This window comes from Candidatus Deferrimicrobiaceae bacterium (assembly GCA_036504035.1).
GTDB lineage: Bacteria > Desulfobacterota > Deferrimicrobia > Deferrimicrobiales > Deferrimicrobiaceae > JANXPS01.
Genome location: DASXVV010000006.1, coordinates 503,149 through 528,651, shown reverse-complemented (window position 1 = coordinate 528,651; position 25,503 = coordinate 503,149). Strand labels below are relative to the sequence as shown.

Genomic DNA, 25,503 nt, shown 5'->3' with positions numbered 1-25,503 from the left:
GTTTGTCAGAAACCGATCGCCGCATCGAAGGCGGCCGAATAGCTGCCGCTCGATGCGCCCGCTTCGAATCCGAGCCGCGTGTCGCCCAACGCCCACGACACGCCGCCGGCCAAGCCGAGGTTGTTCTTCAGCTTGTAGTAACTGTCTTCGGTCATCTGGGTGCCGATCGGGACCGACGTTGCGCGATACATCTTGGCTTCGACATATCGCAGGAACGGTCCGCCGTAGACCGTCAGCCGGCCCGTGCGCTGGTAACCGATCAGCCCCCCCTCGACATCCCAGAGGTCCCTGATATGGACGTCGGCGACGAGACCCGGCGCCACGGTCACGCCCTTCGTCCGATAGCCTGTGTAGACGTCGGCACGGAAAGAAGCCAGCAGCCCCCGCTCGGAAAACCGGTCGCCGGCCAGGTTCCCCTTGAGCCCGATGCCGCCGAACGGCCTGTACCCGGCCTCGAACTGCTTGCCGTCGCCGAAATCGGCCATTCCGAGGCGGAGGGCCCACTCCCACCCGAACGATTCCTGGGCCGCCTGGACATAATAGTGATTCTGCCTGGCCTTGATCGGCACATAATCGGGTTTTTTCGGGAGCAGGCGGGTTTCACCGAGGATGTACCCGCCTGACAGCGAGAGGCTCCCCAACTCTTCGGTCTTGGGGGGAAGCGTCCCGAGCGGACCGATGGCGTGGGCCGCACCGCCCGAAAGAAGCGCCAGCAGGAGGATTGCGACCGCTGCGATCTGTTTCATCGATCCTCCGCTCAATAGACCAGGGGGAGCCGCAGCATGGCGCCCACCCCCCAGTCGGAAAGCCCCGTCGCGATTCCCTTGCCGCCGCCGATGCCCATGTACTGGCCTTCGACCCCGAACGACATCGCCTTGGGGAGCGCGAAATTGAACCCGGCGCAGATCCCGCCGACCGGCGTCTCCTTGGCGTAATCGATCCGGGGAATTCCGGTGTTGTTGTCGATCACGCCCCCCTTGCGGCGTCCACCACCCATGGAGAAGAAGGGCCCGCCGTAGATGGTGGCAATCCCGCCCCAACGCTGCTGGGCGGTGATCGCCAATCCGGCGTTGAAGTAGTTCTGGTAGGCTTTGGTCTGGTAACTCGTGGCCTGGAGCGTGGCGCCGATAGCGAAATCGCCGGACGAATCGCTTGTGATGAGTCCCTTGGCGATCAGGCCGACCATCGGCTGAAAGCCGAACGTGCGGTCGCTGCCAACGGATGCCGGCTCGGAACTTTTCTCGTCGAAACTCGCCCCGCCGAGGCGTGCCCCGATCGACCAGTCGTATCCTGTGTATTGAAGCGTGCCGTAGACCTCGTTCCGGGTCAGGTCGAATTTCCCGGCGCCCGTCGTCCGGAGCCTGCGGCCTTGGTGGAAATAGCCGCCGCCCATGTCGACCCGGTATTCGGACGCTCCCGGCGAGGTCACGTCGATCGACCCGATCGGGCCCGCGTAGGTGGCGAGGCTGCCGAGGAGCAACAGCGCCGCAACCGACATTCCGGAAAAGAACTTCATCCTTTTCTCCTGGGGATGGCGCTGGAAGTCTTCGCGACAGCATCCGGACGGGGTTCTGCGCGAACGCAGCCCATCGTACGAATGATACGGGATTTGCGGGATACCTTCAAGGTGGCGGCTTATTCCACCGTGACGCTCTTGGCCAGGTTACGTGGCTGATCGACGTCGGTACCTTTGAGCACCGCCATGTGATACGCCAGCAACTGGAGCGGCACCACCTCCAGGATCGGGCGGGACATCCGGCCGACCGGCGGGAGCAGGATGCAGTCCTCGGCTTTCTCGGGCAGCTCGACGTCGCCCTGGGTGCCGATCGCGATCACCCGGCCGCCGCGCGTGCGCGCCTCCTCGAGGTTGGACATCGTCTTCTCGTACGACTCCCCCTGGGAGCAGAGCACCACGACCGGCATCCGCTCGTCGATCAGCGCGATCGGCCCGTGCTTCATCTCGCCCGCCGCGTACCCCTCGGCGTGGACGTAGGAGATCTCCTTGAGCTTCAGGGCGCCTTCGAGCGCGATGGGCCAGGAGATGCCGCGTCCCAGGAACAAAAAGTCGGAGGCGTCCTTGTATTTCTTCGCGATCCGCGCCACGGCCCGCTCCTGGCGGAGCACCCCCTCCAGCCGGGGAGCCAGCTCGGTCAGTTCGAGCAAGTGGTCGGAGATCTGCGCCGGGGTCAGCGTCCGGCGCACCTGGGCAAGATTGAGCGCCAGCAGGTAGAGCGCGACAAGCTGCGTCGTGAACGCCTTGGTGGAGGCGACGCCGATCTCCGGGCCTGCATGCGTGTAGACCACGCCATCGGCCTCGCGGGCGATCGTCGAGGAGACGACGTTGCAGATGGACACCGTGACGGCGCCGCGCGACTTCGCCTCGCGCATCCCCGCCAGCGTGTCGGCCGTCTCGCCCGACTGCGAGATCGCGATGCACAGCGTCCCGGGCTCGACGACCGGGTCGCGGTAGCGGTACTCAGAGCCCAGGTCGACCTCGACCGGCATCCGGACGAGCGTCTCGATCATGAACTTGCCGACGAGCCCCGCGTGCCACGATGTCCCGCAGGCGATGATGACCACGCGCTTGAGCGACGCCAGCGTCTCGGGGGAAAGGGGCAGCGTCTCGAAGAAGATCTCGCCGGACTCGGGCAGCATGCGGCCCGTCAGCGTGTCGATGATCGCGCGCGGCTGGTCGTGGATCTCCTTGAGCATGAAGTGGCGGAAACCGCCCTTCTCGGCCATGACCGGGGACCAGTCGATGTGCTCGGGCTTCCGGTCGTGCGCCACGCCCGCGAAATCGGTGATCCGGACGCCGAACGCATCGGCGACGACAATCTCGCCGTCCTCGAGATAGACCACTTCCCGCGTGTGCCCCAGGATCGGCGGGAGGTCCGAGGCAAAGAACGTCTCGCCCTCCCCGATCCCGACGGCCATGGGACAATTGAGCCGCGCCCCGGCGATCGTGCCGGGATCGGTCTCGGAAATGGCGAGAAAGGCGTAGGAGCCCTGCAGCAAGGCGACGGTCCGGCGGACGGCGATCTCGAGCCGCATCCCCTCGGAGACGAATTCGTCGAGCAGGTGGGCGATCACTTCGGTGTCGGTCTCGGAGGTGAAGACGCGCCCGCGCGCCATCATCTTTTCCTTGAGCGTGCGGTGGTTCTCGACGATGCCGTTATGGACGACCACGACCCGGCCGGCCTGCTGCGGATGGGCGTTGACGTAGGAAGGGCGGCCGTGGGTCGCCCACCGGGTGTGCCCGATGCCGCACGTGCCCGTGACCGGCTCCTCGGCGATCTTTTGCGCGAGCTGGTCGATCTTCCCCTGGCTCTTGCGGACCGCGATCGATGTCCCGTTCTGGATCGCGACGCCCGCCGAGTCGTACCCCCGGTATTCGAGCTTCCGCAACCCTTCGACCAGCAGGTCGACGCAGGGCCTGCGCCCCACATATCCGACGATGCCGCACATGCGCTTATTCTCCTTTTCCGGCCTTGGGGAACTTCGGCGCCTTGAGGCCCGACTTCGCCAGAAGCTCGGGTTTCTTTTTCGCGACCCAGCCCTCGATGTTTTTCTGAGGCGCCCGCGACAGCGCCAGCGCGAACGGCGGCACATCCTTTGTGACCGTCGTTCCGGCCGCCACCAGCGCGCCCTTGCCAACCTTGACCGGCGCGACCAGCTGGGTATCGCTGCCGATGAAGACGCCATCGCCGATGAACGTCTTGTGCTTGGCGAGGCCGTCGTAGTTGCAGGTGATCGTCCCGGCGCCGATGTTCGCCTTCTTCCCGATCGTGGCGTCACCGATGTAGGCCAGGTGATTCGCCTTGGATCCCGCGCCGATCCGGCTCTTCTTCACCTCGACGAAATTACCGACGTGGGCGCCTTCGCCGATGTCGGCCTCGGGGCGCAGGTGCGCGAAGGGGCCGATGATCGCGCCCTTTTCGACCCGGGCGCCGGTCAGGATCGAGTAGGGGCGGAGGTGGACGTTGTCCCCCACGATGCTGTCCTCGATGACGCAGCCCATCTGGATGCGCACGTTTTTCCCGATCCTCGTGTCGCCGGCGATCGTCACGGGAGACTCGATGACGCAGTCGGCGCCGATCTTGACCTCGGGCTCGATCCAGACGCGTCGTGGATCGACCAACGTGACGCCTGCGTCCATCAGCGCCTCCGTCTTCTTCCTGACGAGAAGCGCGCCGACCTCGGCCAGCTCGCGGCGCGAATTGATCCCCCGCACCTCGTCGGGATCGGACGCCGCGATGGGAACCACGACCCGCCCTTCCTCGAGCGCCTGGATCACGGTGTCGGTCAGGTAGTATTCGCGCTGGGCGTTGACGTCGTTCAAGCGCGGGAGGCTGCGCGACAGGAACGCCCGATCGAAGGCGTAGCTGCCCGAGTTGACCTCGGTGATTTTCTTGATGTCGGGCGTCGCGTCGCGTTCCTCGACGATCCGGGAGACGTTTCCCGAGCGGTCCCGGACGATGCGCCCGTACCCGGCCGGATCGGGCAGCATGCCGGTCAGCACGGACGCCGCGGCCTTCCGCTTGCGGCGGGCGGCCACCAGCGCCTTGATCGTCGCGGGCCGCATCATGACCGCGTCGCCGCACAGCACCACGACGTCCCTGATCTTCGGCGACAGCTCGGCCAGCCCGCAGCGGGCCGCATCTCCGGTGCCCGACTGGCGGTCCTGGATCGCGATCTTCGCCCCGAACGCGGCGGCGGCCTCGAGCAGCTTGTCGCGGCCGTGGCCCAGGACGAAAACGATCTCGGCGACGCCCGCGGACCGGGCCGCGTTCGCTACGCGCCAGGCCATCGAGCGGCCGGCGACGACGTGCGCCACCTTCGGGAGCGCCGACTTCATTCTTTTGCCGAGTCCTGCTGCGAGTACCACGACACCGACGCTGTCCATCGACAAAGTTCCCTTTCCGGATGCTAGAATGGAGGCCCCGCGCCGGGGGCGGACGTCTTAGTCTATCCGGTTTGCATGGCGAAAGGAACCGTCTTGGCCGATGAGATGAAAAGCGCGCTGGACCGCCTCGAACAGGATCTCGACGGGCTGCAGCACCAGTACGAGCTTTTCTTTTCCGGCGGCCGGAAGTCCGAGCCGGTGCGCGAACGGACGGCGCTCGAGACGACGCTGCGCAAGATGGGACAGCGAACGTTCACCCAGACCCAGGAACAGTTCCGCTTCAACGCGATCCAGGCCCGGTATTACTCGTTCGGAAACCACTGGGGCCGAACCGTCCGGGACATGGAAGAAGGGCGCCTGTCCCGCGATGCCAAGGGACGCCTGACCCGGCCCGCGCCCCCGGCCGAGGATCCGATCGACGCGGCGCAGCTCGACGCGGCGGCCCAGCGGTTGGCCGAGGCGCGCGTCGCCTGCGGGCTGCCGGTGGGAGGCGACGGCGACCTCGCGGCCATGAAGGAGGCGCTGATGGCCCGCGCCCGAGACATCGCAGCCCGCGCCGGCGGCAAGAAAATCGAGTTCAGGATCGCGGTCGAGGACGGCAAGCCCAAGATCCGGGCCGTCCTCAAATAAGACCGCCCCCCCGGCGCATGGCCGGGGAGGCGGTGGATCGTCCCGAGTTCCGAGTTCTTTTATCGGGTCTAGTCTGCCGCCGCCATCCGGACCATGGCGCGCTGGAGCGCGGCATAGGCCTTCTGGTAGGTCCGGTCGTCGAGAGACAGTTCTTTAACCACGGCCTCGGCACGCTCGAATGCCTTTCGGGCGCGATCGATGTCGATCTCTTCGGCCCGTTCGGCGACGTCGGCCATGACGACCACCCGCTCCGGCGTAACCTCGGCGAAGCCGCCGCCGAGCGCGATCTTGAAGGTCTCCCCCCCGATCCGGTAGCACATCACCCCGATGGACAGGATGGTCAGGTAGAAGGTGTGCTCGGGAAGCACGCCGAACTCGCCCAGGAAACCCGGAGCGATGACCTCGTCGACCGCTTCCGAGACGAGGAGGCGTTCGGGGGTGACCAGCTCTAATTGAATCGTGGATGCCATCGTTTAGTTATCCCCTGGTCTCGGTTAGACCGCGAGCAGCTTCTTGCCCTTCTCGATCGCTTCCTCGATGGCGCCGACCATGTAGAACGCCTGCTCGGGAAGCTCGTCGTGCTTGCCTTCGACGACTTCCTTGAACGAACGGATCGTGTCTTCGAGGCGGACGTACTTGCCGGGGATACCCGTGAACTGCTCGGCGACGAAGAACGGCTGCGACAGGAAGCGCTGGACCTTGCGGGCCCGGGAGACGAGGATCTTGTCGTCTTCGGAGAGCTCGTCCATGCCGAGGATCGCGATGATGTCCTGGAGATCCTTGTAGCGCTGGAGCACCTTCTGGACCGACCGGGCGACCGCATAGTGCTCCTCGCCCAGGACGAGCGGCGACAGGATGCGCGACGTGGAGTCGAGCGGGTCGACTGCGGGGTAGATGCCGAGCTCGGAGATCTGGCGCGAAAGAACGGTCGTGGCGTCAAGGTGCGAGAACGCCGTCGCCGGTGCCGGGTCGGTCAAGTCGTCGGCGGGCACGTAGATGGCCTGCACCGAGGTGATCGAGCCCTTGTTGGTCGAGGTGATGCGTTCCTGGAGCTCGCCCATCTCGGTCGACAGGGTCGGCTGGTAGCCGACCGCCGAGGGAATGCGGCCGAGGAGCGCCGACACTTCGGAACCGGCCTGGGTGAAGCGGAAGATGTTGTCGATGAAGAGAAGAACGTCCTGCCCTTCCTCGTCGCGGAAATATTCGGCCGCGGTGAGGGCGGTGAGGGCGACGCGGGCGCGGGCGCCCGGCGGTTCGTTCATCTGGCCGTAGACCAGGCACGCCTTCTCGAGGACGCCCGACTCCTTCATTTCGAGCCAGAGGTCGTTCCCCTCGCGGGTGCGCTCGCCGACGCCGCCGAACACCGAGTAGCCGCCGTGCTCGGTCGCGATGTTGTGGATGAGCTCCATGATGACGACGGTCTTGCCGACGCCGGCGCCGCCGAACAGGCCGATCTTGCCGCCCTTGGAGTAGGGGGCGAGCAGGTCGACGACCTTGATGCCGGTCTCGAGGATCTCGACCTTGGTGGACTGGTCTTCGAAGGCGGGGGCGGGGCGGTGAATCGGGTAGCGCACCTTGGAGGTGATCGGGCCAGCCTCGTCGACCGGGAGACCGATGACGTTCATGATGCGGCCCAGCGTCTCGGGGCCGACGGGGATGCTGATCGACTCGCCGGTGTCGATCGCGTCCATGCCGCGGACGAGGCCGTCGCTCGTGTCCATCGCGATGCAGCGCACGACGTTGTCGCCCAGGTGCTGCGCGACCTCGACCACGAGGTTGCCTTCCTTGTCGTCGATGCTCGGGTTGCTGATCTTGACCGCGTTGTAGAGTGCGGGCAATTCCCCCGCCTCGAAGCGGATGTCAAGCACGGGCCCGATGACCTGGACGATCTTCCCCTTGTTCATATCTTCCTCGCCTCCTTGAAAAGACAGTGCGAATCGTAATTGTTTTCGACGCGGGCCTTGACGCCGGAGCGACTATCCCTTGAGCGACTCGGCCCCGCTGACGATCTCGGAAAGCTCCTTGGTGATGGTCGCCTGGCGCGCGCGGTTCATCTGGAGCGTCAGGCTCGAGATCATCTCCTTGGCGTTGCGCGTCGCGGAATCCATCGCGCTCATCCGGGCGCCGTGCTCGCCGGCAACCGATTCGAGCAGCGACCGGAAGATCTGCATCTCGACGTACTTGGGGAGCAGTTTCGCCAGGATCTCGTTTTGCCCCGGTTCGTAGATGAAGTCGATGTCGGCCTCGCCTTCGACCGGGCCGGTCCCTGCGTCGACCGAGATGGGGAACAGTTTCTCGAACCGCGGCGTCTGGGAGATCGCCGACCGGAACTCGTTGAAGGCGATCTGCACCTCGTCGAACTGCCCCGCATTGAAGCCGTCGATCAGGTCGTGCGACATCGTCTCGGCGTTGAAATAAGACAGGGCGCCGAGCACGTTGACGTATTCCTTGGTAATGCCGACTTCGCGCCGGCGGAAGAAATCGCGCCCCTTGCGGCCGACCGCGAACACGCAGACCTGCTCGTAATTGCCCTCGTGCTCGCGCAGGAAACGATGGACGGTGCGCAGAAGCGCCGAGTTGAACCCGCCGCAAAGGCCGCGGTCGGAAGTGATCACGAGCAACGCGAGCTTCTTGACCTCGCGGGCCGCCAGCAGCGGGTGCGCCTCCGGACCGGCTTTCCCCGCCAGCGACTCGACCACCTCGCGCAGCTTTTGCGCATAGGGCCTCGCCGCGGTGATGGCGTCCTGGGAACGCCGCAATTTCGCGGCGGCCACCATCTTCATCGCCTTGGTGATCTGCTGGGTGCTCTTGACGCTGCTGATCCGCTTGCGGATCGCGCGAAGGTTCGCCATTTTACGTGTCGCCCCTTTTCGTTACGATCCGTTATGCCTGGAAGACGCCCTTGAATTCGTCGAGCGCCGCGGTCAGCGCCGACTTGACGGTGTCGTCGATCTGCTTCTTCTCGCGGAGCAAATCGAGCACCTTGCCGTGCTTGTCTTTCATGAAGGCGGTCATCTCGGCCTCGTACCGGCCCACGCTGAGGATATCGACCTCGTCGACGTAACCGTTGGTGGCGGCAAAGATCGTGACGACCTGCACCTCGACCGGCTGCGGCTGGTACTGGTTCTGTTTGAGGATCTCGACCAGCCGGGCGCCGCGCGCGAGCTGCATCTGGGTTGACTTGTCGAGGTCGGAGCCGAACTGCGCGAACGCGGCCATCTCGCGGTACTGGGCGAGCTCGAGGCGCAGCTTGCCGGCGACCTGCTTCATCGCCTTGATCTGGGCGTTGCCGCCGACGCGCGAAACCGAGAGGCCGACGTTGACCGCGGGACGGACGCCCGAGTAGAAGAGGTCGGCTTCGAGATAGATCTGGCCGTCGGTGATCGAGATGACGTTGGTCGGAATGTAGGCCGAAACGTCGCCGGCCTGCGTCTCGATGATCGGGAGCGCGGTCAGCGACCCGCCGCCCAGCTCGTCGGAAAGCTTGGCCGCGCGTTCGAGCAGGCGCGAGTGAAGATAGAAGACGTCGCCGGGGAACGCCTCGCGGCCCGGCGGGCGGCGCAGCAGCAGCGAGAGCTGCCGGTAGGCGACGGCGTGCTTGGAAAGGTCGTCGTAGACGCAGAGGGCGTGGCGGCCGCTATCGCGGAAGAACTCGCCCAGCGTGGCGCCGGTGTAGGGGGCAAGGAACTGGAGCGGAGCCGACTCGGACGCCGTGGCGGCGACGACGATGGTGTAGTCCATCGCGCCGTACTGGCGGAGCTTCTCGACGACCTGCGCCACGGTGGAGCGCTTCTGGCCGATCGCCACGTAGACGCAGATGACGCCGTTGCCCTTCTGGTTGATGATGGTGTCGAGCGCGACGGCGGTCTTGCCGGTCTGGCGATCGCCGATGATGAGCTCGCGCTGGCCGCGGCCGATCGGGATCATGCCGTCGATGGCCTTGAGACCGGTCTGCATCGGCTCCTTGACCGGCTGGCGCTGGACGATGCCGGGCGCCTTGATCTCGACGCGGCGGGTGTCCTTCGAGACGATCGGGCCCTTGCCGTCGATCGGCTGGCCGAGCGCGTTGACGACGCGGCCGACGAGCGCCTCGCCGCAGGGCACTTCGACGATGCGGCCGGTCCGGCGAACCGTGTCGCCTTCCTTGATGTAATGGTCGTCGCCCAGGAGGGCGACGCCGACGTTGTCTTCCTCGAGGTTGAGCACCATGCCGCTGACGTCGTGCGGGAACTCGAGAAGCTCCCCGGCCATCGCCTTTTCGAGGCCATGGACGCGCGCGATGCCGTCGCCGACGGAAAGGACAACGCCCGTTTCGGCGACGTCGATCCGCTTCTCGTACCCCTTGATTTGGCTCTTGAGAATTTCCGTGATTTCTTCGGCGCGGATGCTCATGGCGCTGGACTCACCCCTTTTGTAGATTTTCCCGGATCTGGTGGATCTGCGTGCGGACGCTGCCGTCGTAAACGGTGGAGCCCACCTTCACGACCATGCCACCCAGCACCGCAGGATCGATCTTTTCTTCGAGCTCGATCTTCTTTCCGGTCTTCGCTGCGATCGCAGTGCAAAGCTGATCGCGCTGCGCGGAGGACAGCGCCGCCGGGGCGGTCACCTCGACGCGCTCGATGCCCTCGAGCTCCTCGACCATGCGGCGCAGTTCGACGAGTATCTGGGGAAGGACATCCATCCGATCCTTGTCGACGAGCAGCAGAAGGAAGTTCTTCGTCGTGGGGAGGAAGCCGAGCTTCGTGACCGCACCCTCGAGCCACGCAGCCTTGTCGCGGCGGTTGACGTGCGCCGCGAACAGCATATCGTGGACTTCGGGCGTGCCGGACAACAGCCCCGAGAACGACTCGACCTCGACCAGGATCTTCCGGAGCTGCTTCTCTTCCTGCCCGATGTCGAGCAGCGCGCGGGCGTACCGCCTTGCCAGGCTTCCACCGATCACCGGACGATCTCCCGTATCTTCTCAATGTTTTCCTGGACCAGCCGTTCCTGGTCCCGGGGCGTCATCGACTTCGTGACGATCTCTTCGGCGGCGCGGGCGACCTCGAGAGCCGCGACCTGCCGCAGCTCTGCGCGCGCCTTCATCACTTCCTGGGACGCGGTCTGCTCGGCCTGCGCCAGGATGCGGGCGGCTTCGGCCGCGCCGGCCTCGCGGATCTTTTTCGCCTCGTCGGCGCCCTCGGCGTCCATCCGCTGGTCGATCGCCGCAATCTCGGACGGCAAGGCGGAAACCTTCGCCTCGATGTCGGCCAGCTTGCGGGCGGCCTCGGTGCGCGCCAGCGCCGCTTCGTCGATCGCTTTCTTGAGCAGCTCGGTGCGCTCTTTAAGGAACGAGGACAGCGGCTTGCGAAGGAAGTAGACGAGGACGATCGCCAGAATGGCGAAGTTGACGGCCTGCTTGACGATTACGTCCCACGGGATGCCCGCGGCGTGATGGCCGCCGGCCGCATCTTCAGCCCAGACGGGGGAAGTCGTCGCGAGGAACACGATGAGGGAGAGAATCTTTTTCACGCCATCTGTCTCCCGAGCACTTTTTCGGCGATCTCGACCGAAAGACGCGCGACGTCGGAGCGAAGCACCTTGGCGGCGGCTTCCTTCTCGACGGCGATCCCGGCCTTCATCGCTTCGATCTTCTTGTTGGATTCTTCGAAAACGCCCTCGAGCGTCTTTCGCTCGCTCTTGGCGGCCTCGTCCATCGCGCGGCGCTTGCGGGCAAGCGCTTCGATCGACGTCTTGCGCAGCGAATCGATGTAAGTGACGTTGGCGGCCTCGGCGGCGGCCAGCATCTTCTTCGCCTCGTCGACCGGCTTGACGGTGCGGTTGTCGCGTTCCTGGAACACGGCGAGGATCGGCTTGATCAAGGTAGCGGAAAGGACGAACGCGAGGACGACCACCAGGCCGAACTGCACGAGCGCCAGCTGGTTGATCTCGAGCGTTTCGAAAATTTTCGCGACGAGTTCCATGAACCCTTTCCCCCCCTGAGGGTTGCTTGAAGCAGGCAAGTAATGGCGAAAGTTAAACGAAAGATTGATACCATGCAAAAGCCCCGGATGTCAAGGGGGAAAACCTTCCCGGCGTGCGGCCGGGGGAAGCAAAAAGGGCAGGTGGAAATCCACCTGCCCTTCTCGTTTGGAACCGGCATGCCCGCAAACGGGCAAGGCCGATGAAGCTTTTCCGACTGGGTCCCGAAATTACTGCTTGGGAGCTTCAGCCGGGGCAGCGGGCGCACCCGGAGCCGCAGGCGCCGCGTTGTCGGCCGGTGCCGCAGGGGCAGCCGGAGCCGCAGGCTCAGCCGCCGGAGCGGGCGGGGCCGCAGGGGCCTCTTCCTTCTTGGCGCAGGCGGAAAGACCGATCGACGCCGCAAGAAGAAGCATGAAGAACAGGGCGAGGTACTTACGCATTGGGGTTCACTCCTTTCACGAGAATTTATCCGTTACCGGATAATCGCAGTGGTATCTAATTCGTCGAAATATATCACACCCCAAATGGGATGCAATCATTTTTTTTGATCAACGTCCGCCGAAAAGCATCTGGCAAAGGCGTTCGAATTCGCCCTCGGAGTAGTACGACACCTCGAAGTGCCCCTTGCGCGCGTCTCCCACGATGCGCACTTTCGTGCCCCCGAGCCGTGACAGACGGACCTCGAGATCGCGCACGTGGACGTCGGCGCTGCCCTCCTTTTGCCGGGTCGTCTTGCGCTTCGGCGTCTCTTGGCAGAGGCGCTCGACCTCACGCACCGAGAGCCCCTTGCCTACAGTGGCAAGGAAAAGGGCGGGGATCCGCTCGGGCGGCGCGCCGAGCAGCGCCCGGGCGTGGCCGGCCGACAGGGTCCCTTCGACGACGGCCTGCTTGACATCGGCCGGCAGCTTGAGGAGCCGCATCGTGTTGGCGACGGTCGCGCGTTCCTTCCCGACCCGACGCGCGACGTCTTCCTGTGTCATCGAGAAATCGTGCATCAGCCGGTGGTACGCCTCGCCCAGCTCGATGGCATTGAGGTCGTCGCGCTGCAGGTTCTCGATCACCGCGGCCTCGAGCGACTCGCGGTCGGTCATCTTCCGCACGACGGACGGAATGACGTCGAGCCCTGCCGCCTGGGCGGCGCGCAACCTGCGCTCGCCAGCAACGAGTTCGAAGCCCTGCCCGACCGGGCGCACGAGGATCGGCTGAAGGACCCCCTTCTCGCGGATCGACTCGACCAGGTCGTGCAGCTCGTCGCCCGAAAACGTCTTTCTCGGCTGGAACGGGTTCGGGCGGATCCGGTCGACCGGGATGCGCTGGAAGCCGGCATCCGCGGAAGCGGACGCGGCCGGGGACGGCCCCGCGGGCAGCAGGGCGGAAAGCCCCTTGCCCAAGGCCTTTTTCTTTACGAGTTCGGGCTTGCGTTCCATCGGCTGACCATCTCTCTCGCCAGTTCCAGGTAGCTCTGCGCGCCGCGGGAGCTGATCGCGTAGAGCAGCGCGGGCTTCCCGTGGGAAGGCGCCTCGGACAGGCGAACGTTTCTGGGGATAACTGTCTGAAATACTTGAAGATTCAGGTTTTCGCGTGCCTCGCTGACCACTTCGTTCGCCAGGTTCGTCCGACCGTCGAACATCGTCAGGACCACGCCTTCGATCGACAGGGAGGGGTTGAGCGCCTCGCGCACCTTGCCGATCGTGCCGTAGAGCTTGGTCAGCCCTTCGAGGGCGTAATATTCGCACTGCAGCGGGACCAGGACCGACCCCGCGGCGCAAAGAGCGTTGACCGTCAGCAATCCCAGCGACGGGGGGCAGTCGATAATGATCGTCTCGTACCGGTCGGCCACCGACAAGAGCGCTTCCCGCAGCCGGTATTCGCGCCCCGCCATCATCACCAGCTCGATCTCGGCGCCGATCAGGTCGGAGCCGGCGGGCGAGACGTGCAGCGTCGGAAGCTCGGTCCCGCGGACGGCCTCGGACATCGGGATGTCGCCGACCAGGACGCGATAGATGTTGCACGTATCGTCGGCTTCGGGGGAACCGCCGACCCCGGACGTCGCGTTGGCCTGCGGGTCCATATCGACCAGCAGCACCGGCTTTTCCATCACGGCGAGCGATGCGGCGAGGTTGACCGCGGTCGTCGTCTTGCCGACCCCCCCCTTTTGGTTCGCGATGGCGATGATGCGCGTCAATTTTCTCCCCGGGATGCTTGCGGATGATTCATCGAATGGGTAGCGATCCTTTTTACCACGTCACGATGGCGCTTGGAAACCGAAAATCCGGCGCGCGACGAAAGTCACGGATGGCGGTCGACTCCCCGTGACGGGTTGTTCCACGTGGAACACGTCTCTCGGAGGCTCAGGAGACGCGCAATTCCCGGATCGTTCGCGCGCCCATATTATATGGAAGAAGGAAGGTCTCCGTTCGTCCGGTAGAAAGACCGGTTCCGGAAAGGAAAACGTCCCCGACGTCTGCGCGCGCCCCCCCGGCCGCGAGATCTCCCTCGGACGCCGGACCGGTCATCAGAAGCAGCCGACCTCCGGAAGCGACGTGAGGCGCCAGCAGCGGGATCGCCTCCTCCGGGGGAAACGTGGCGCGGGAGACCACAGTTTCGAACGGCGGGAGCGCAACGCCCCCTTTCCGTTCGATCCGTCCCTGAACGATCGCGACGTTGCGAAGCCCGAGCATCGCGACGATGCGCGACAGGAAAGCGCATTTTTTCCCGACGGGCTCGACCAGGGTGACCGCGCATTCGGGGAGGCAGAGCGCCAGCGGGATGCCGGGGTACCCCGCGCCGCTCCCCACGTCGAGGATCCGCCCTTCGAACGGGGCGAAACGGAGCAGGAGCAGCGAGTCGAGAATGTGCTTGACCGCCACCTCGCGCAAATCCGTGATCGCCGTCAGCCGGATCGACCGGTTCCAGCGGAGCATCTCCCCCGCGTGGGAGGCTAGCGCCGCCAAGGCGCCGTCCGGCAGCACGAACCGCTGACCCGAAAGCGCCGCCTCCAGGACCGGGAGCGGGAACAGGCCCCCCGGGAGGCTATTCTTATCGGCCTGCATCGATCCCCATGTGTTCCACGTGAAACATGCGCCTCACACCTCGTCGAATTCGGGTTGGTATTCGATGCGGCCGTGCACCGCGTCCAGCGTGCCCGTCAAAAGCTCCCGGACCATGAACGCCGCGTCCGGAACCGGCCATTTGCAGTCCAGGCCGAACAGGCTCGCCGGGACGAACCCGAATCGGGGATAGAAGTCGGGGTGCCCCAGCACGACGACATAGCCGAATCCCGCCGCCGCGCACGCCTCGAGCCCCGCCCGGACCAGGCGTGACCCGATTCCGGCGCGCTGTAGCTCCGGCAGGACAGCCATGGGGCCGAGCCCCGTCCCGGAAAGGGCCGCGCCGTCCGACGTCACACGGGTGAGGGCGATGTGGCCCGCGACAATGCCGTCGACCTCCGCCACCCGCGAAACGACCAGTGCCCCCCGCGCCCGAAGACGGTCGACGAGCGCACCCTCCAAATTCCGGCCGAAGGCATCGGCGTTCAGGCGCCGGATGAACGGGATGTCGCCTTCCAGTTCGGGCCGGATCAGAATTCCCACGGCATGCCTCCCCCCTGCTCTCCTGGAACCTCGATCACGCGCCCCGAGGCCGATCCTGGTCGGATCGCATGGTTTGTACTCCCCTTTGATGTTCCACGTGGAACATCTTCACGGCCGAAGGCGTCGATGTTCAGCCGCCGTATGGCCGGAATGTCGCCTTCCCGCTCGGGTCGGATCAGGACCCCCATCGTATCCCACCCTCGCCCGGGTCCAACGGGCGGGTGCTCCGCGCGATCCCGCTTGGCGGACCGGCTTCCTATTGGGATTCCTCATCTACGGTCACGCGAGCCGAGGCCGAGCCCGGTTGGATCGCGTGGCTTGTCCTTCCCGGCACGGAGGGAAGAGATTCTCCTGCCGTAGACTCCCCCTCGCACTCGTCCAGTGCCCGATCGACGTTCCACTGGAATATCCCGATTCGACCTGCCGCAGGGCCGGTATTTGTTCCACGTGGAACGTCATCCCCTGGACCCGGGAGTTTCCCCGTCCCCTGCCGCCCTGGCCCCGGCGCGTTTGAGCGCCACGAGCAGCAGCGCGACGGCGGCCGGCGTGACGCCTGGAATGCGCTGCGCCTGACCGATGGACACGGGGCGCACGGTTTCGAGCTTGCTTAGCACCTCGGCCGATAGCCCCCCAACCTGCGAGAAGGAGAATCCGTCCGGAATCCGGAGCATCTCGTACTTGCGCAGCTTGTCGGCCTCGACCTGCTGCCGGGACAGGTAGCCCTCGTACTTGGTCGTGATTTCCGCCTGCTCGGCCACCGCCGCCGAAAGGGGGGACAATTCCGGGACATTCGACAAAAGCATCGAGATCGTGACCTCGGGCCGGCGCAGCAGCTCCAGGCAGGAGATGCCCGGCCGAACCGGGGCGCCCCCGGCTTCTTCGACGGCGAAGCGCAGCGGGTCGTCCGCCCCGACACGGCGGCTTTCGAGCGCGGCCACGAAGTCTGCGATCCCTTCCTTCTTCCTTATTAATGCCCGGTAGCGGGATTCGGGCAGGAGTCCCGCCCGATAGCCGATCTCCGAGAGGCGCAGGTCGGCGTTGTCCTCCCGCAGCAGGAGGCGGTATTCGGCGCGCGAGGTGAACATCCGGTACGGCTCCGTCGCCCCCTTGGTCACCAGGTCGTCGATGAGGACGCCGATGTAGGCCTCGGCCCGCCCCAGCACGACCGGGCCGTCCCCCCGGACGCGGCGCGCGGCGTTGATTCCGGCAATAATCCCCTGCGCCGCCGCCTCCTCGTAGCCGCTCGTCCCGTTGATCTGCCCCGCGTGGTAGAGATTACGGACAATCTTGGTCTCGAGCGACGGGTAAAGCTGGACCGGGTCGGCGAAGTCGTACTCGATCGCGTAGCCCGGGCGGATGATCTCGACCTTCTCCAGCCCCGGGATCGTCCGCAGCATCTTCAGCTGGATGTCGTAAGGGAGGCTCGTCGAGACGCCGTTGGGGTAGTATTCCGTGGTTCCCTGCCCCTCGGGCTCCAGGAAGACCTGGTGGCGCTCCTTGTCGGCGAAGCGGACGACCTTGTCCTCGATCGAGGGGCAGTACCGAGGGCCGACTCCCTTGATGACGCCGGAGTAGAGGGGGGAGCGGTCGAGGCCGGAGCGGATCGCATCGTGCGTCGCGGCGTTGGTGTGCGTCAGCCAGCAGGGGAGTTGCTCGCGCCGGATGGCTTCGTTCTCGAAAGAGAAGGGCACCGGGGGGTCGTCGCCCATCTGGGCGGCGGCTTTGGAGAAGTCGATCGTCTTCCCGTCAAGCCTCGGCGTGGTGCCGGTCTTGAGGCGACCTACCGAAAATCCCAGCGACCGCAGCGAATCCGAAAGCTTCAGCGAAGCGAAGTCGCCCGCCCGACCCGCCTGGTAATTGACGAGCCCGATGTGGACCAGCCCCTTCATGAACGTTCCCGGGCACAGGACGACCGTCTTGCCTCGGAAGCGAAGGTCGATGTCCGTGTCGACGCCGACGGCCGTCCCCCCCTCGGCGACCACCGCGTCCACGGTCGCCTGCTTGAGGTCGAGCCCCGGCGTCGCCTCGATCACGCCCTTCATCCGCAGGCGGTACGCCTGCTTGTCGGCCTGGGCTCGCGACGAGCGGACCGCAGGTCCCTTGCTCGTGTTGAGCTGCCGGAACTGGATGCCGGTGGCATCGATGTTCTTCGCCATCTCGCCGCCCAGCGCGTCGATCTCCCGGACCAGGTGTCCCTTGGCCAGCCCCCCGATCGCCGGGTTGCACGACATCAGCCCCAGCGTGTCGGCGTTGATCGTCAACAGCAGCGTGGCGCAGCCCATTCTGGCCGCCGCCAGCGCCGCCTCGCAGCCGGCGTGGCCGCCGCCGACGACGATCACGTCATATTCTTTCGGATATTCGTACAAGCTACCCGTCCCCGCCCGGTGCGATGTTCCACGTGGAACAGTCGCTATATTGCAGTATTCTGCTTTTTAATCTATTTGCCGATACAGAAGGAATCGAAAATCGTGTCGAGCACCTCGCCCGGCGCGATCGCCCCCGTCAGCTCGGCCATCGCGCGGGCCGCATCGCGAACGTCGGCCCCGATGCACTCCATCGGCAGCCCGCGGGAGATCGCCGCCTCGGCTCGCGCCAGCGCCTCGTCCGCGCGCGCGACGGCGTCCCGATGCCGCAGCCGCGTCAGCGGTGCTTCCGCGCGCGCCGTATCGTCCGCCGGGAACAGCGCGGCCCCGATCGATTTCCGCAGCGCCTCGATCCCGTTCCCCGTACGCGCCGAGACGCGCATCCGCGCCGAAAGCCCCGCACCGGCAAATCCGGCACCGTCCTCGACCCCGGCCAGATCGCTCTTGTTGACCAGCAGGAAGTGCGGTTGCCGCCCGACCGAGTCGTAGGCCGCCCGGTCGCCGGCATCGGCCGTGCGGCTGCCGTCGAGGACGAAGAGCACCAGGTCGGCCACGGCGACGAGCTCCCGGCTGCGCCGGACCCCCTCCGCCTCGACCGGGTCATCGGTCGCACGCAACCCCGCAGTGTCGACGAACCGGACCGGGAAACCGGCCAGCTCGACCTCGCCGGCCAGGTAGTCGCGGGTGGTCCCGGGGACGGGCGCGACGATGGCACGCTCCTCTCCCAGCAGCCTGTTGAGCAGAAGCGACTTCCCGACATTGGCCACGCCGGCAATGACGACGGTCGCTCCGTCGCGCATCCGGTGTCCCGTCCGCCATGAGGCCAACAACGTTCCGAGGACCGCCCGAAGGGCCCGGATCTCTGAGCGCAACGTTTCGGGCGCCGCTTCGGGAACGTCCTCCTCCTCGGAAAAATCGATCGCGCCCTCGATCATCGTCAGCAGGTGCAGCATCCGATCGCGAAGCGGCTCAACCTGTCGACCGATCCCGCCGCGGAGTTGGGAGAGTGCGGCCCGGACGGCGCCCTCGGAGCGCGCGACGATCAGGTCGGCCACCCCTTCGGCCTGCGTCAGGTCGAGCTTCCCGTTGAGAAATGCGCGCCGGCTGAACTCGCCTGCCTCGGCGGGCACGGCGCCCAGGGCGCAGGCAATATCGCACGCCAGGGAGACGATCCGGGGATTCCCGTGAAGTTGAAATTCGACGATGTCCTCGCCGGTGAAGCTGCGGGGACCGGGGAAAAAGGCCACAAGCGCGTCGTCGATCGCAGCGCCGGACCGGTCGACGAGCGTCGCGCGGGTCAGGGTGCGCGGGAGGAGGGACAGCGGCTCCGGTTGCCCGGTCATCCCTGCCGCGACGGCGAACGCGGCCGGCCCGGACAGGCGGACGATCGAGACGGCGGAAACCCCCGGCGCCGTGGCCGGCGCCACGATGGTGGTGGCGCCGGCCGCGTCGTCAAGGTTTCCGTGCCCCGGCAGGGGTTGCCTCGAAAAGGTGCTCGTCGGCTACGCGGCCTTGGCCGCTGCGACGTGCCGGTTGTAGAACAGCTGCTGCACGATGCCGGCGATGTTGCTGACGAACCAGTAGAGCGTCAGGCCGGTCGGCATGCTCCAGAACATGAAGGTGAACAGGATCGGCAGCATGAGCATCATCTTCTGCTGGGCCGGGTCGGCGCCCGGCGACGCCGGCGTCATCTTCTGCTGGAGGAACATGGAGCCGCCCATCAGGAGGGGCAGCAGCCGGATCGGGATCGTGAAGCCCCCCGCGTGAAGGTCGTAGAGGTGCTCGGGAGCCGCGAGGTCGCGGATCCACAGCCCGAACGGCGCGTGGCGGAGCTGGATGGCGACCATCAGCGCCTTGTAGAAGGCGATGAGGAACGGGATCTGGAGCAGCATCGGGAGACAGCCGGACATCGGGTTGACGCCGTAGGTCTTGTAGAGCTGCATCGTCTCCTGGTTGATGCGCATCGTGTCGTCTTTGTACTTTTCCTTCAGCTTGGCGATGATCGGCGTAAGCTCCTGCATCTTGCGCATGGCCGTCATCGATTTGTGCGTCAGCGGGTAGAAGACGAGCTTGATGAGGATCGTGAGAATGATGATGTCGATCCCGTAGTTGCGGGTGACGCGGTTGCTCGCGTCGAGCAGGAAGACGACCGGCCGCGCGATCACTGAGAACCAGCCGAAATCGACCAGCTTTTCGAGGTTCGGGGCGCTCTTCTCGAGCAGCGCCTGTTCCTTGGGACCGGCGTAGACCCGGACGTTGATGCGAAGGGAGTTTCCGGCGTTGACCACGGTCTCGGCGTCGGACAGCGTCGTCTTGACGCCGTTGTCTGAGACGCGCGCGGTGCCGCCGAGCATCCACTCCTTCTCGGGAATGACCGCCAGCGTGAAATACTTCGAGTCGGCCGCCGCCCATCGCACCGGGACGCGAGCCGCCTTGCCCTTGTCGACGTCTTTCAGGTCGAACCGCTCGACACCGCCCTTGGTGTCGACGACGATGCCCTTGAAGGCGCCGTCGGAAGCGCCGCCGACGTTGCCCTGGAACATCTGGGATAGCGCAATCCCGGGGGTGAGCCGGATCGGCGCCGTGCTCCCGTTGCCGATCTGCGACCGGATCTCGAAATCGTACCGCCCCCCCGTGAAGACGTATTCGCGGGTGATCCGGACGCCATCGGTCGCGGCCCAAGAAAAGGTCACGGTGCGCGATTCGCCGGCCTTGAGCGAAAGCTGGTCGGGCGCGTCGGTCGTGTAGACCGGGGCCGCCGGGAGGGGCGGGGTGCTCTGGCCGACCGACAGCGAAAGCGGCGCCGGCAGCTCGGGCGAAGCGTTGATGATGTCGAGCGGCTTTGCGCCCTGGCCCAGGCGGTCCTTGTAGCGCTCGACCATGAAGGCCGACAATCCGCCGCCCGACGTCGAGAGCTCCGCCGTGTAGAGCGGCGTCTTGATCCGGATCAGGCGCGCGGGCGCCTGGGTCCCGGGAACCAGCGTGCCCGGCACGGCTGCCGCGGTCGCGTTCGGAGCCAAAGCTTGCGCTCCGGTGACGTTGTCTTTGAGCGCCATCGCGCCGGGAGCCGCCGCACGCTGGGGCGGAGGCGGAAAAATGTACTGGTAGCCGAGCAGAACGGCGATCGACAGGGCGATCGCCAGGATCATTCTTTTTTCCATCAGCTCTTATGCCTCTTGACAGGGAATATTTGGATGCGCCTCGGGACATCGACCCCGCCCCTGGAAAACGGGGTGCAGCGCAGGACGCGCCAGGCCCCGGCGACCAGGCCCAGCAGAAGGCCGTTGAGGCGGAGCGACGCGATCATGTATTCGGAGCAGCTCGGGTGGAATCGGCAGCAGTCGCCAAGGTACGGCGAGACGAACCGCTGGTATCCCTTCAGGAGGGAGATGGGGAGGTCTGTTGCCCGCACGGTGCCGGTCCCCCTTTCGTGCCCCAGCGCCCCGAGATCGCGGAGAGCAACTCGCGGCCGACGTCTTGCAACGTCGGGGCGGAAGGGGCCATCCGGGCGACGATCGCCGTCCGGGAACCCCTCGGGAATACGGATCGGTTTTGTCGGCAGAATTCGCGAATCAGCCGTTTGATGCGGTTCCGGACCACCGCGTTGCCGACCCGCCGCCCGACGGAGATGCCCATCTTGCCCCCGTCGTCGGCCAGGAAATCGCGATAGATGGTGAAGTGCGCACTGCGCGTGCGCTCGCCCTTGTGAACCACCTCCCGATATTCGCGGTCGGTGCGAAGCCGGTCGGACTTGGGAAAGCGCAATCGGGTGTCGAAGTCGGCGGCGCCCAACGATGGAGACCGCCGACCCCGGCTATTTCCCGCCGCCGACCGAGACGGTAAGGCGCTTGCGGCCCTTGGCGCGGCGACGCGCCAAAACGAGGCGGCCGTTCTTGGTGGCCATGCGGGCGCGGAAGCCATGGGTTCGGGCCCGGCGACAATTGGACGGCTGGTAGGTACGCTTGCTCATCGTTTTAGCTCCTTCTGTTCATGAGAGAAATGGCTAATATAATTCAACAGGTTGACTTCTGTCAACGGATATTGATCGTGGTACACTCCTTCCCATGACTCCCAGAAAAGCCGGCGGGTCCGGCCTTCGCAGACTGTTGTCGTTCCCGCGGTTCCTCGCCGGCGAATCTGCCCCCTCCGAGGGCGAGCTGCTGTTCGAGCTGACCGGCGGCAATCCCGACAACCGCCTCTTCGGCCGGTTCGGGGAGGACTGGGTCCGCAATCACCTCGAACGATCGGGCGTGATCCAGGGGCTGGCCAGGAAGGGCTACCCGGAGCCCCGGCTCGAGATGTCCTGCGCCGATCCCGACGACCAGCGCATCTTTCTCTACGCCGGCGAAAAGAAACGGGAGCGGATCCTGCTCGAGACGCGGATGCAGTTGTGCTCCTTCCGCCCGAAGACCGAGATCGGCCCCTTCACCCCCGACGACGCGTTCCGGATGCTCATCATCCACTGGCTCGTCCTTTCCGATCCCGAGGCGGTCTTCGACTACCGGCGCCCCCGCCTCCCCGGACAGCAGCGTCCGGGCCTCGGCCTGCTCCCCGAGAGCCTCAAGCTGCTCCGCAGCCTCGGCCGCGAGCTGGTGATCGACGGCATCCTCGACATTCCGGACCACTTCCATACGGCGCAGTTCTACGCCCGCACGATGCGCTTCTTCGATCCGATCGCCGAGGGCACCTTCCAGGCGATGATGCGCGACCTCTCCGGCATCCCGCTCGCCCTGGCTTCCGAGGCGGTCAGCGAGGGCGCACTGGTCGACGCGCGCACGGGCGATCCTTTCCCCTGGCACCCGACCGAGCAGATCCTGCCGGTCCACGGTCCGCTTCGCCGCTATTTCCGCTCCGACCGATACCTTGCCCAGAGCGGGCAGGCAGCCCACCGCACCCGGGTGACGATCGACTGGGACCGCTACCGCCGGAAGATCGCCGCTTCCGCCAAGCCGGAAAATTACGCTTGATTCCCGTTTCCTGCGGTGATAATCTTCCCGCTCCGCTTTTCCCGGTGAAGTTGTCCACAGCCTTCCCGAGGGCGCGACCCGGTGGTGATTCCATGGTGTGTTCCGAGTTATTTTTCCCTTCCATCCACCCAATATATAAGGACTATTCAGGTTATCCACACCTGTTGACAAACGTGTTGGCAACTTTCCTGCTTGACACGTCCTTAACTGCTGAAAATACGAAGCTTTTTTCGGGCCCGTCCGTAATGCCGACCCATCCGGAGACGCTTAATTGACCACCCCCCACGAATGGTACCTGTTTCTCGACGACCTCAAGAACCAGGTCCAGGACCACGAGTTCAACACCTGGCTCCGCCCGTTGAGCTTCATATCCCGCGAAGACGGATTGCTCCGGATCGGAGCGCCGGCCCCCTTCTACAAGCAGTGGGTGACCGACAATTACCTCCCGCTCGTCGAGCGGATGGCCGCTTTCCGCTTCGGCGAGCCTTCCGCCATCGAGATCGTCGTGCTCGAGGACGAATCGGCCCCCGCGATCTCCCCTTCCGAACCGTCCTCCGCGACGACGACCGATTTCCCGGCACCGGCCCAGCCGGCGCGTCAGCTCGGGGGGCTCGACCCGCGTTACACCTTCGACCGTTTCGTCGTCGGAAAAGCCAACGAATTCGCGCATGCCGCCTCGTTCGCGGTCGCAAATAACCCCGGGCAGACCTACAACCCGCTCTTCATCTACGGCGGCGTCGGCCTCGGAAAGACCCACCTGCTCCACGCCATCGGCCACCTCGTCCGCGAAAAGAACCCCGCGATGCAGGTCTGCTACATCGACGCCGAGAAGTTCACCAACGAGATGATCAGCAGCATGCGGCACCAGCGCGGCGGCATGCAGGATTTTAAGTCCAAATACCGCAACGTCGACATGCTGCTCATGGACGACGTCCAGTTCATCGCGGGCAAGGAGCAGACGCAGGAGGAGTTCTTCCACACCTTCAACGCCCTCTACTCCCACCAGCGCCAGATCGTCGTCACGAGCGACAAGCTGTCCACCGAGATCCCCGACCTCGAGAAGCGGATCCAGTCGCGCTTCGAATGGGGGCTGGTCGCCGACATCGGCGCCCCCGACCTCGAGACCAAGGTCGCCATCCTCAATCGCAAGGCTGAGACCGACCGGATCCCGCTGACCCAGGAGGTGGCGTTCTTCCTCGCCTCCACCATCCAGACCAACAACATCCGTGACCTCGAAGGGGCGCTCAACAAGCTTGGCGCACACTCCTCCCTGATGAACAAGGACATCACCGTCGAGCTGGCGAAGAAAGTCTTCGCCTCGCTGATCAACGCCACCCCGAAGGAAATCCAGCCCGAGGCCGTCCTCAAGGCGGTCGCCGAGCTTCACGGCGTCAAGGTGTCCGACCTCAAGTCCGACCGCAAGCACAAGGTCGTCGTGCTGCCTCGCCAGATCGCGATGTACCTCCTCCGACAGATGACGCCGCTCTCCTACCCGGACATCGGGACCCGCTTCGGCGGGAGGGATCACACGACCGTCATGCACGCCGTAAAAAAGATAGAGCAAAAGATAAAGGACGATGTATCTTTGAAAAACACGGTCGACACCCTCCGCAAGGCGCTCGAGGGATAACCGTGTGGATGCAGTTGTGGACGTTGTGGACAAGTCGGTGCGTGCCGCTTGCGCTGTGGATTCCCCGGTCGGTTCGTCACCAGCCCGGTCGAATCGATTCGGCCGGCATCTCGGGCACTTCCAACGGTTATCCCCATTTCCACAGCGCCTTCTGCTTCTTCGGCTTTTTTAATTTCTAAAACAGAAAGAGGAAGACGATGAACTTCACTGTGGACCGCGACCAGCTCGAAGGGCTTCTCTCCCGGATCCAGGGCGTCTCGGAACGCCGCCACACCATGCCTGTGCTTTCGCATGCCCTCATCAAGGCCGATTCGACGGGCCTCACGATGGTGGCATCCGATCTTGAGATCGTCATTCGCTGCAACATCGTTTCGGCAAACGTGACCGCCGAAGGATCGATCGCGCTCCCCGCCAAGAAGCTCTACGACATCGCCAAGGTGCTTCCGAAGGGCGACGTGACCATCGCCACGACCAAAGAGGGGACCTCCGTCCGCATCTCGGGCAAGAGCGGGAACTTCCGACTGGCGGGGCTGCCGGCGTCCGAGTTCCCCGAGATGCCCGAGAAGCCGACCTCCGCGTCGGTGGGCGTCGACGGCGAGCTGTTCCGGAAGCTGTCCGATCGCGTCAGCCCTTTCGCCTCGAGCGACGAGACGCGCTACAACCTTGCCGGCGTCCTGCTCGAGCAGAACGATCTCGACGGCAAGTCGATGCTGCGAATGGTGGCGACCGACGGGCACCGGCTGGCGCTTTCCGACGCCGAGGTTCCCGGGATCGCCGCGCTGCTGGCCGGCCGCAAGGCGCTCGTTCCGCGCAAGGGGCTCATCGAGATCCGCAAGCTGGCCGAGGCCGGTCCCGGCGCGATCGACCTGTCGGCCTCCGAGAAGTTTCTCTTCGTCGGCAAGGGCGATACCGAGATCTGGGTCCGTCTGCTCGAGGCCGATTTCCCCGACTACCGTCAGGTGATTCCCAAGGGGAACCCCCTCTCGGCCAAGGTGCCCAAGGAGGCGTTCCTCGCCTCGCTCAAGCGCGTGGCCGTCATGGCGCCCGAGAAGGTTCACAGCGTCCGGCTGTCGTTCGAGGGCAACCGCCTCGACGTGTCGACCACCAGCCCCGACCTGGGCGAAGCCAGCGATGCGCTCGACATCGAGTACGCGGGCGCGCCGCTCAAGATCGGTTTCAACGGAAAGTATCTCCAGGAAGCGGTCTCCGGCGTCGGCGAGGACAACCTGGTGATCGAGATGAAGGACGATGTGTCGCAGGCGGTCATCCGGCCCGAGAGCGAGCCTTCGTTCCTGGCGATCATCATGCCGATGAGGATCTTCTAGCCGCGTTTTCTTACCCGCACTTTTTATGGTTCATCGACTCCGGGGCCGGTATCCGTAAAGGGACGCCGGCCCCTTTTCGTTGTATAATGGCTTGTTGATCATCCGCAAACCACTCCTCCGGAGAAACG

General features: G+C 65.3%; 26 protein-coding genes. 4 read left to right on the top strand and 22 right to left on the bottom strand.

Features of this window, described 5'->3' with window-relative positions:
- Positions 1 to 5: 5 nt before the first annotated feature.
- The 4 genes from VGK27_03710 to glmU form a co-directional block, all read right to left on the bottom strand.
- The gene (locus VGK27_03710) at positions 6 to 746 is read right to left on the bottom strand and encodes a hypothetical protein (protein HEY3489215.1); all 741 of its coding nucleotides are present in this window, start codon (positions 744 to 746) and stop codon (positions 6 to 8) included.
- 11 nt (positions 747 to 757) lie between these two features.
- A complete protein-coding gene (locus VGK27_03705) occupies positions 758 to 1,516 on the bottom strand; it encodes a hypothetical protein (protein ID HEY3489214.1) in 759 nt (252 codons plus the stop codon).
- Between the two features lie 119 nt (positions 1,517 to 1,635).
- A complete protein-coding gene (gene glmS, locus VGK27_03700; GenBank protein ID HEY3489213.1) occupies positions 1,636 to 3,465 on the bottom strand; it encodes a glutamine--fructose-6-phosphate transaminase (isomerizing) in 1,830 nt (609 codons plus the stop codon).
- A 4-nt stretch (positions 3,466 to 3,469) separates the two neighbouring features.
- Positions 3,470 to 4,903 carry a bifunctional UDP-N-acetylglucosamine diphosphorylase/glucosamine-1-phosphate N-acetyltransferase GlmU gene (gene glmU / locus VGK27_03695; protein ID HEY3489212.1) on the bottom strand — a complete coding sequence of 478 codons (1,434 nt, stop codon included), beginning with the start codon at positions 4,901 to 4,903 and terminating at the stop codon, positions 3,470 to 3,472.
- 93 nt (positions 4,904 to 4,996) lie between these two features.
- On the opposite strand from glmU, the gene VGK27_03690 reads away from it, so the two are divergent.
- Positions 4,997 to 5,533: a hypothetical protein gene (locus VGK27_03690; protein HEY3489211.1), complete on the top strand. Its 537-nt coding sequence runs from the start codon at positions 4,997 to 4,999 to the stop codon at positions 5,531 to 5,533.
- A 68-nt stretch (positions 5,534 to 5,601) separates the two neighbouring features.
- On the opposite strand, the gene VGK27_03685 is transcribed toward VGK27_03690, so the two are convergent.
- The 18 genes from VGK27_03685 to rpmH form a co-directional block, all read right to left on the bottom strand.
- On the bottom strand, positions 5,602 to 6,003 hold the full coding sequence (locus VGK27_03685) for a F0F1 ATP synthase subunit epsilon (protein ID HEY3489210.1): 402 nt from the start codon (positions 6,001 to 6,003) through the stop codon (positions 5,602 to 5,604).
- Positions 6,004 to 6,027: 24 nt separating this feature from the next.
- Positions 6,028 to 7,437, bottom strand: a complete 1,410-nt coding sequence (gene atpD / locus VGK27_03680; GenBank protein HEY3489209.1) for a F0F1 ATP synthase subunit beta — start codon at positions 7,435 to 7,437, stop codon at positions 6,028 to 6,030.
- A 72-nt stretch (positions 7,438 to 7,509) separates the two neighbouring features.
- Positions 7,510 to 8,385 carry an ATP synthase F1 subunit gamma gene (atpG, locus tag VGK27_03675; protein HEY3489208.1) on the bottom strand — a complete coding sequence of 292 codons (876 nt, stop codon included), beginning with the start codon at positions 8,383 to 8,385 and terminating at the stop codon, positions 7,510 to 7,512.
- A 31-nt stretch (positions 8,386 to 8,416) separates the two neighbouring features.
- Complete coding sequence (atpA, locus tag VGK27_03670; protein HEY3489207.1) at positions 8,417 to 9,925, bottom strand: F0F1 ATP synthase subunit alpha; 1,509 nt, start codon at positions 9,923 to 9,925, stop codon at positions 8,417 to 8,419.
- A 10-nt stretch (positions 9,926 to 9,935) separates the two neighbouring features.
- The gene (atpH, locus tag VGK27_03665) at positions 9,936 to 10,478 is read right to left on the bottom strand and encodes an ATP synthase F1 subunit delta (GenBank protein HEY3489206.1); all 543 of its coding nucleotides are present in this window, start codon (positions 10,476 to 10,478) and stop codon (positions 9,936 to 9,938) included.
- Positions 10,475 to 11,047 (bottom strand): ATP synthase F0 subunit B, encoded by a 573-nt coding sequence (locus VGK27_03660; protein HEY3489205.1) that lies wholly within the window; start codon positions 11,045 to 11,047, stop codon positions 10,475 to 10,477. Before VGK27_03660 ends, atpH begins: the two co-directional genes overlap by 4 nt.
- Entirely contained in the window at positions 11,044 to 11,499 is a 456-nt protein-coding gene (locus VGK27_03655; GenBank protein ID HEY3489204.1) for an ATP synthase F0 subunit B, read from the bottom strand. Before VGK27_03655 ends, VGK27_03660 begins: the two co-directional genes overlap by 4 nt.
- A 228-nt stretch (positions 11,500 to 11,727) precedes the next feature.
- Positions 11,728 to 11,937: a hypothetical protein gene (locus tag VGK27_03650; protein HEY3489203.1), complete on the bottom strand. Its 210-nt coding sequence runs from the start codon at positions 11,935 to 11,937 to the stop codon at positions 11,728 to 11,730.
- A gap of 108 nt (positions 11,938 to 12,045) precedes the next feature.
- On the bottom strand, positions 12,046 to 12,924 hold the full coding sequence (locus VGK27_03645; protein ID HEY3489202.1) for a ParB/RepB/Spo0J family partition protein: 879 nt from the start codon (positions 12,922 to 12,924) through the stop codon (positions 12,046 to 12,048).
- Entirely contained in the window at positions 12,900 to 13,682 is a 783-nt protein-coding gene (locus VGK27_03640) for a ParA family protein (protein HEY3489201.1), read from the bottom strand. Before VGK27_03640 ends, VGK27_03645 begins: the two co-directional genes overlap by 25 nt.
- A 166-nt stretch (positions 13,683 to 13,848) precedes the next feature.
- Positions 13,849 to 14,550, bottom strand: coding sequence for a 16S rRNA (guanine(527)-N(7))-methyltransferase RsmG (rsmG, locus tag VGK27_03635; GenBank protein ID HEY3489200.1), 702 nt, complete (start codon positions 14,548 to 14,550; stop codon positions 13,849 to 13,851).
- A gap of 33 nt (positions 14,551 to 14,583) precedes the next feature.
- Positions 14,584 to 15,090 (bottom strand): N-acetyltransferase, encoded by a 507-nt coding sequence (locus VGK27_03630; protein HEY3489199.1) that lies wholly within the window; start codon positions 15,088 to 15,090, stop codon positions 14,584 to 14,586.
- A gap of 455 nt (positions 15,091 to 15,545) precedes the next feature.
- Entirely contained in the window at positions 15,546 to 17,456 is a 1,911-nt protein-coding gene (mnmG, locus tag VGK27_03625; GenBank protein ID HEY3489198.1) for a tRNA uridine-5-carboxymethylaminomethyl(34) synthesis enzyme MnmG, read from the bottom strand.
- A 71-nt stretch (positions 17,457 to 17,527) separates the two neighbouring features.
- Positions 17,528 to 18,880, bottom strand: a complete 1,353-nt coding sequence (gene mnmE, locus VGK27_03620; GenBank protein ID HEY3489197.1) for a tRNA uridine-5-carboxymethylaminomethyl(34) synthesis GTPase MnmE — start codon at positions 18,878 to 18,880, stop codon at positions 17,528 to 17,530.
- A 75-nt stretch (positions 18,881 to 18,955) separates the two neighbouring features.
- Positions 18,956 to 20,614 (bottom strand): membrane protein insertase YidC, encoded by a 1,659-nt coding sequence (gene yidC / locus VGK27_03615; GenBank protein HEY3489196.1) that lies wholly within the window; start codon positions 20,612 to 20,614, stop codon positions 18,956 to 18,958.
- On the bottom strand, positions 20,614 to 20,865 hold the full coding sequence (gene yidD, locus VGK27_03610; GenBank protein HEY3489195.1) for a membrane protein insertion efficiency factor YidD: 252 nt from the start codon (positions 20,863 to 20,865) through the stop codon (positions 20,614 to 20,616). The genes yidC and yidD overlap by 1 nt, the downstream gene beginning before the upstream one ends.
- The gene (gene rnpA, locus VGK27_03605) at positions 20,832 to 21,245 is read right to left on the bottom strand and encodes a ribonuclease P protein component (protein HEY3489194.1); all 414 of its coding nucleotides are present in this window, start codon (positions 21,243 to 21,245) and stop codon (positions 20,832 to 20,834) included. Before rnpA ends, yidD begins: the two co-directional genes overlap by 34 nt.
- A gap of 22 nt (positions 21,246 to 21,267) precedes the next feature.
- The gene (gene rpmH, locus VGK27_03600; protein HEY3489193.1) at positions 21,268 to 21,423 is read right to left on the bottom strand and encodes a 50S ribosomal protein L34; all 156 of its coding nucleotides are present in this window, start codon (positions 21,421 to 21,423) and stop codon (positions 21,268 to 21,270) included.
- A gap of 136 nt (positions 21,424 to 21,559) precedes the next feature.
- On the opposite strand from rpmH, the gene VGK27_03595 reads away from it, so the two are divergent.
- From VGK27_03595 to dnaN, 3 genes are all read left to right on the top strand, one after another.
- Positions 21,560 to 22,420: a hypothetical protein gene (locus VGK27_03595; protein ID HEY3489192.1), complete on the top strand. Its 861-nt coding sequence runs from the start codon at positions 21,560 to 21,562 to the stop codon at positions 22,418 to 22,420.
- A gap of 271 nt (positions 22,421 to 22,691) precedes the next feature.
- Positions 22,692 to 24,050: a chromosomal replication initiator protein DnaA gene (gene dnaA, locus VGK27_03590; GenBank protein ID HEY3489191.1), complete on the top strand. Its 1,359-nt coding sequence runs from the start codon at positions 22,692 to 22,694 to the stop codon at positions 24,048 to 24,050.
- A gap of 197 nt (positions 24,051 to 24,247) precedes the next feature.
- On the top strand, positions 24,248 to 25,375 hold the full coding sequence (gene dnaN / locus VGK27_03585; protein HEY3489190.1) for a DNA polymerase III subunit beta: 1,128 nt from the start codon (positions 24,248 to 24,250) through the stop codon (positions 25,373 to 25,375).
- Positions 25,376 to 25,503 lie beyond the last annotated feature (128 nt).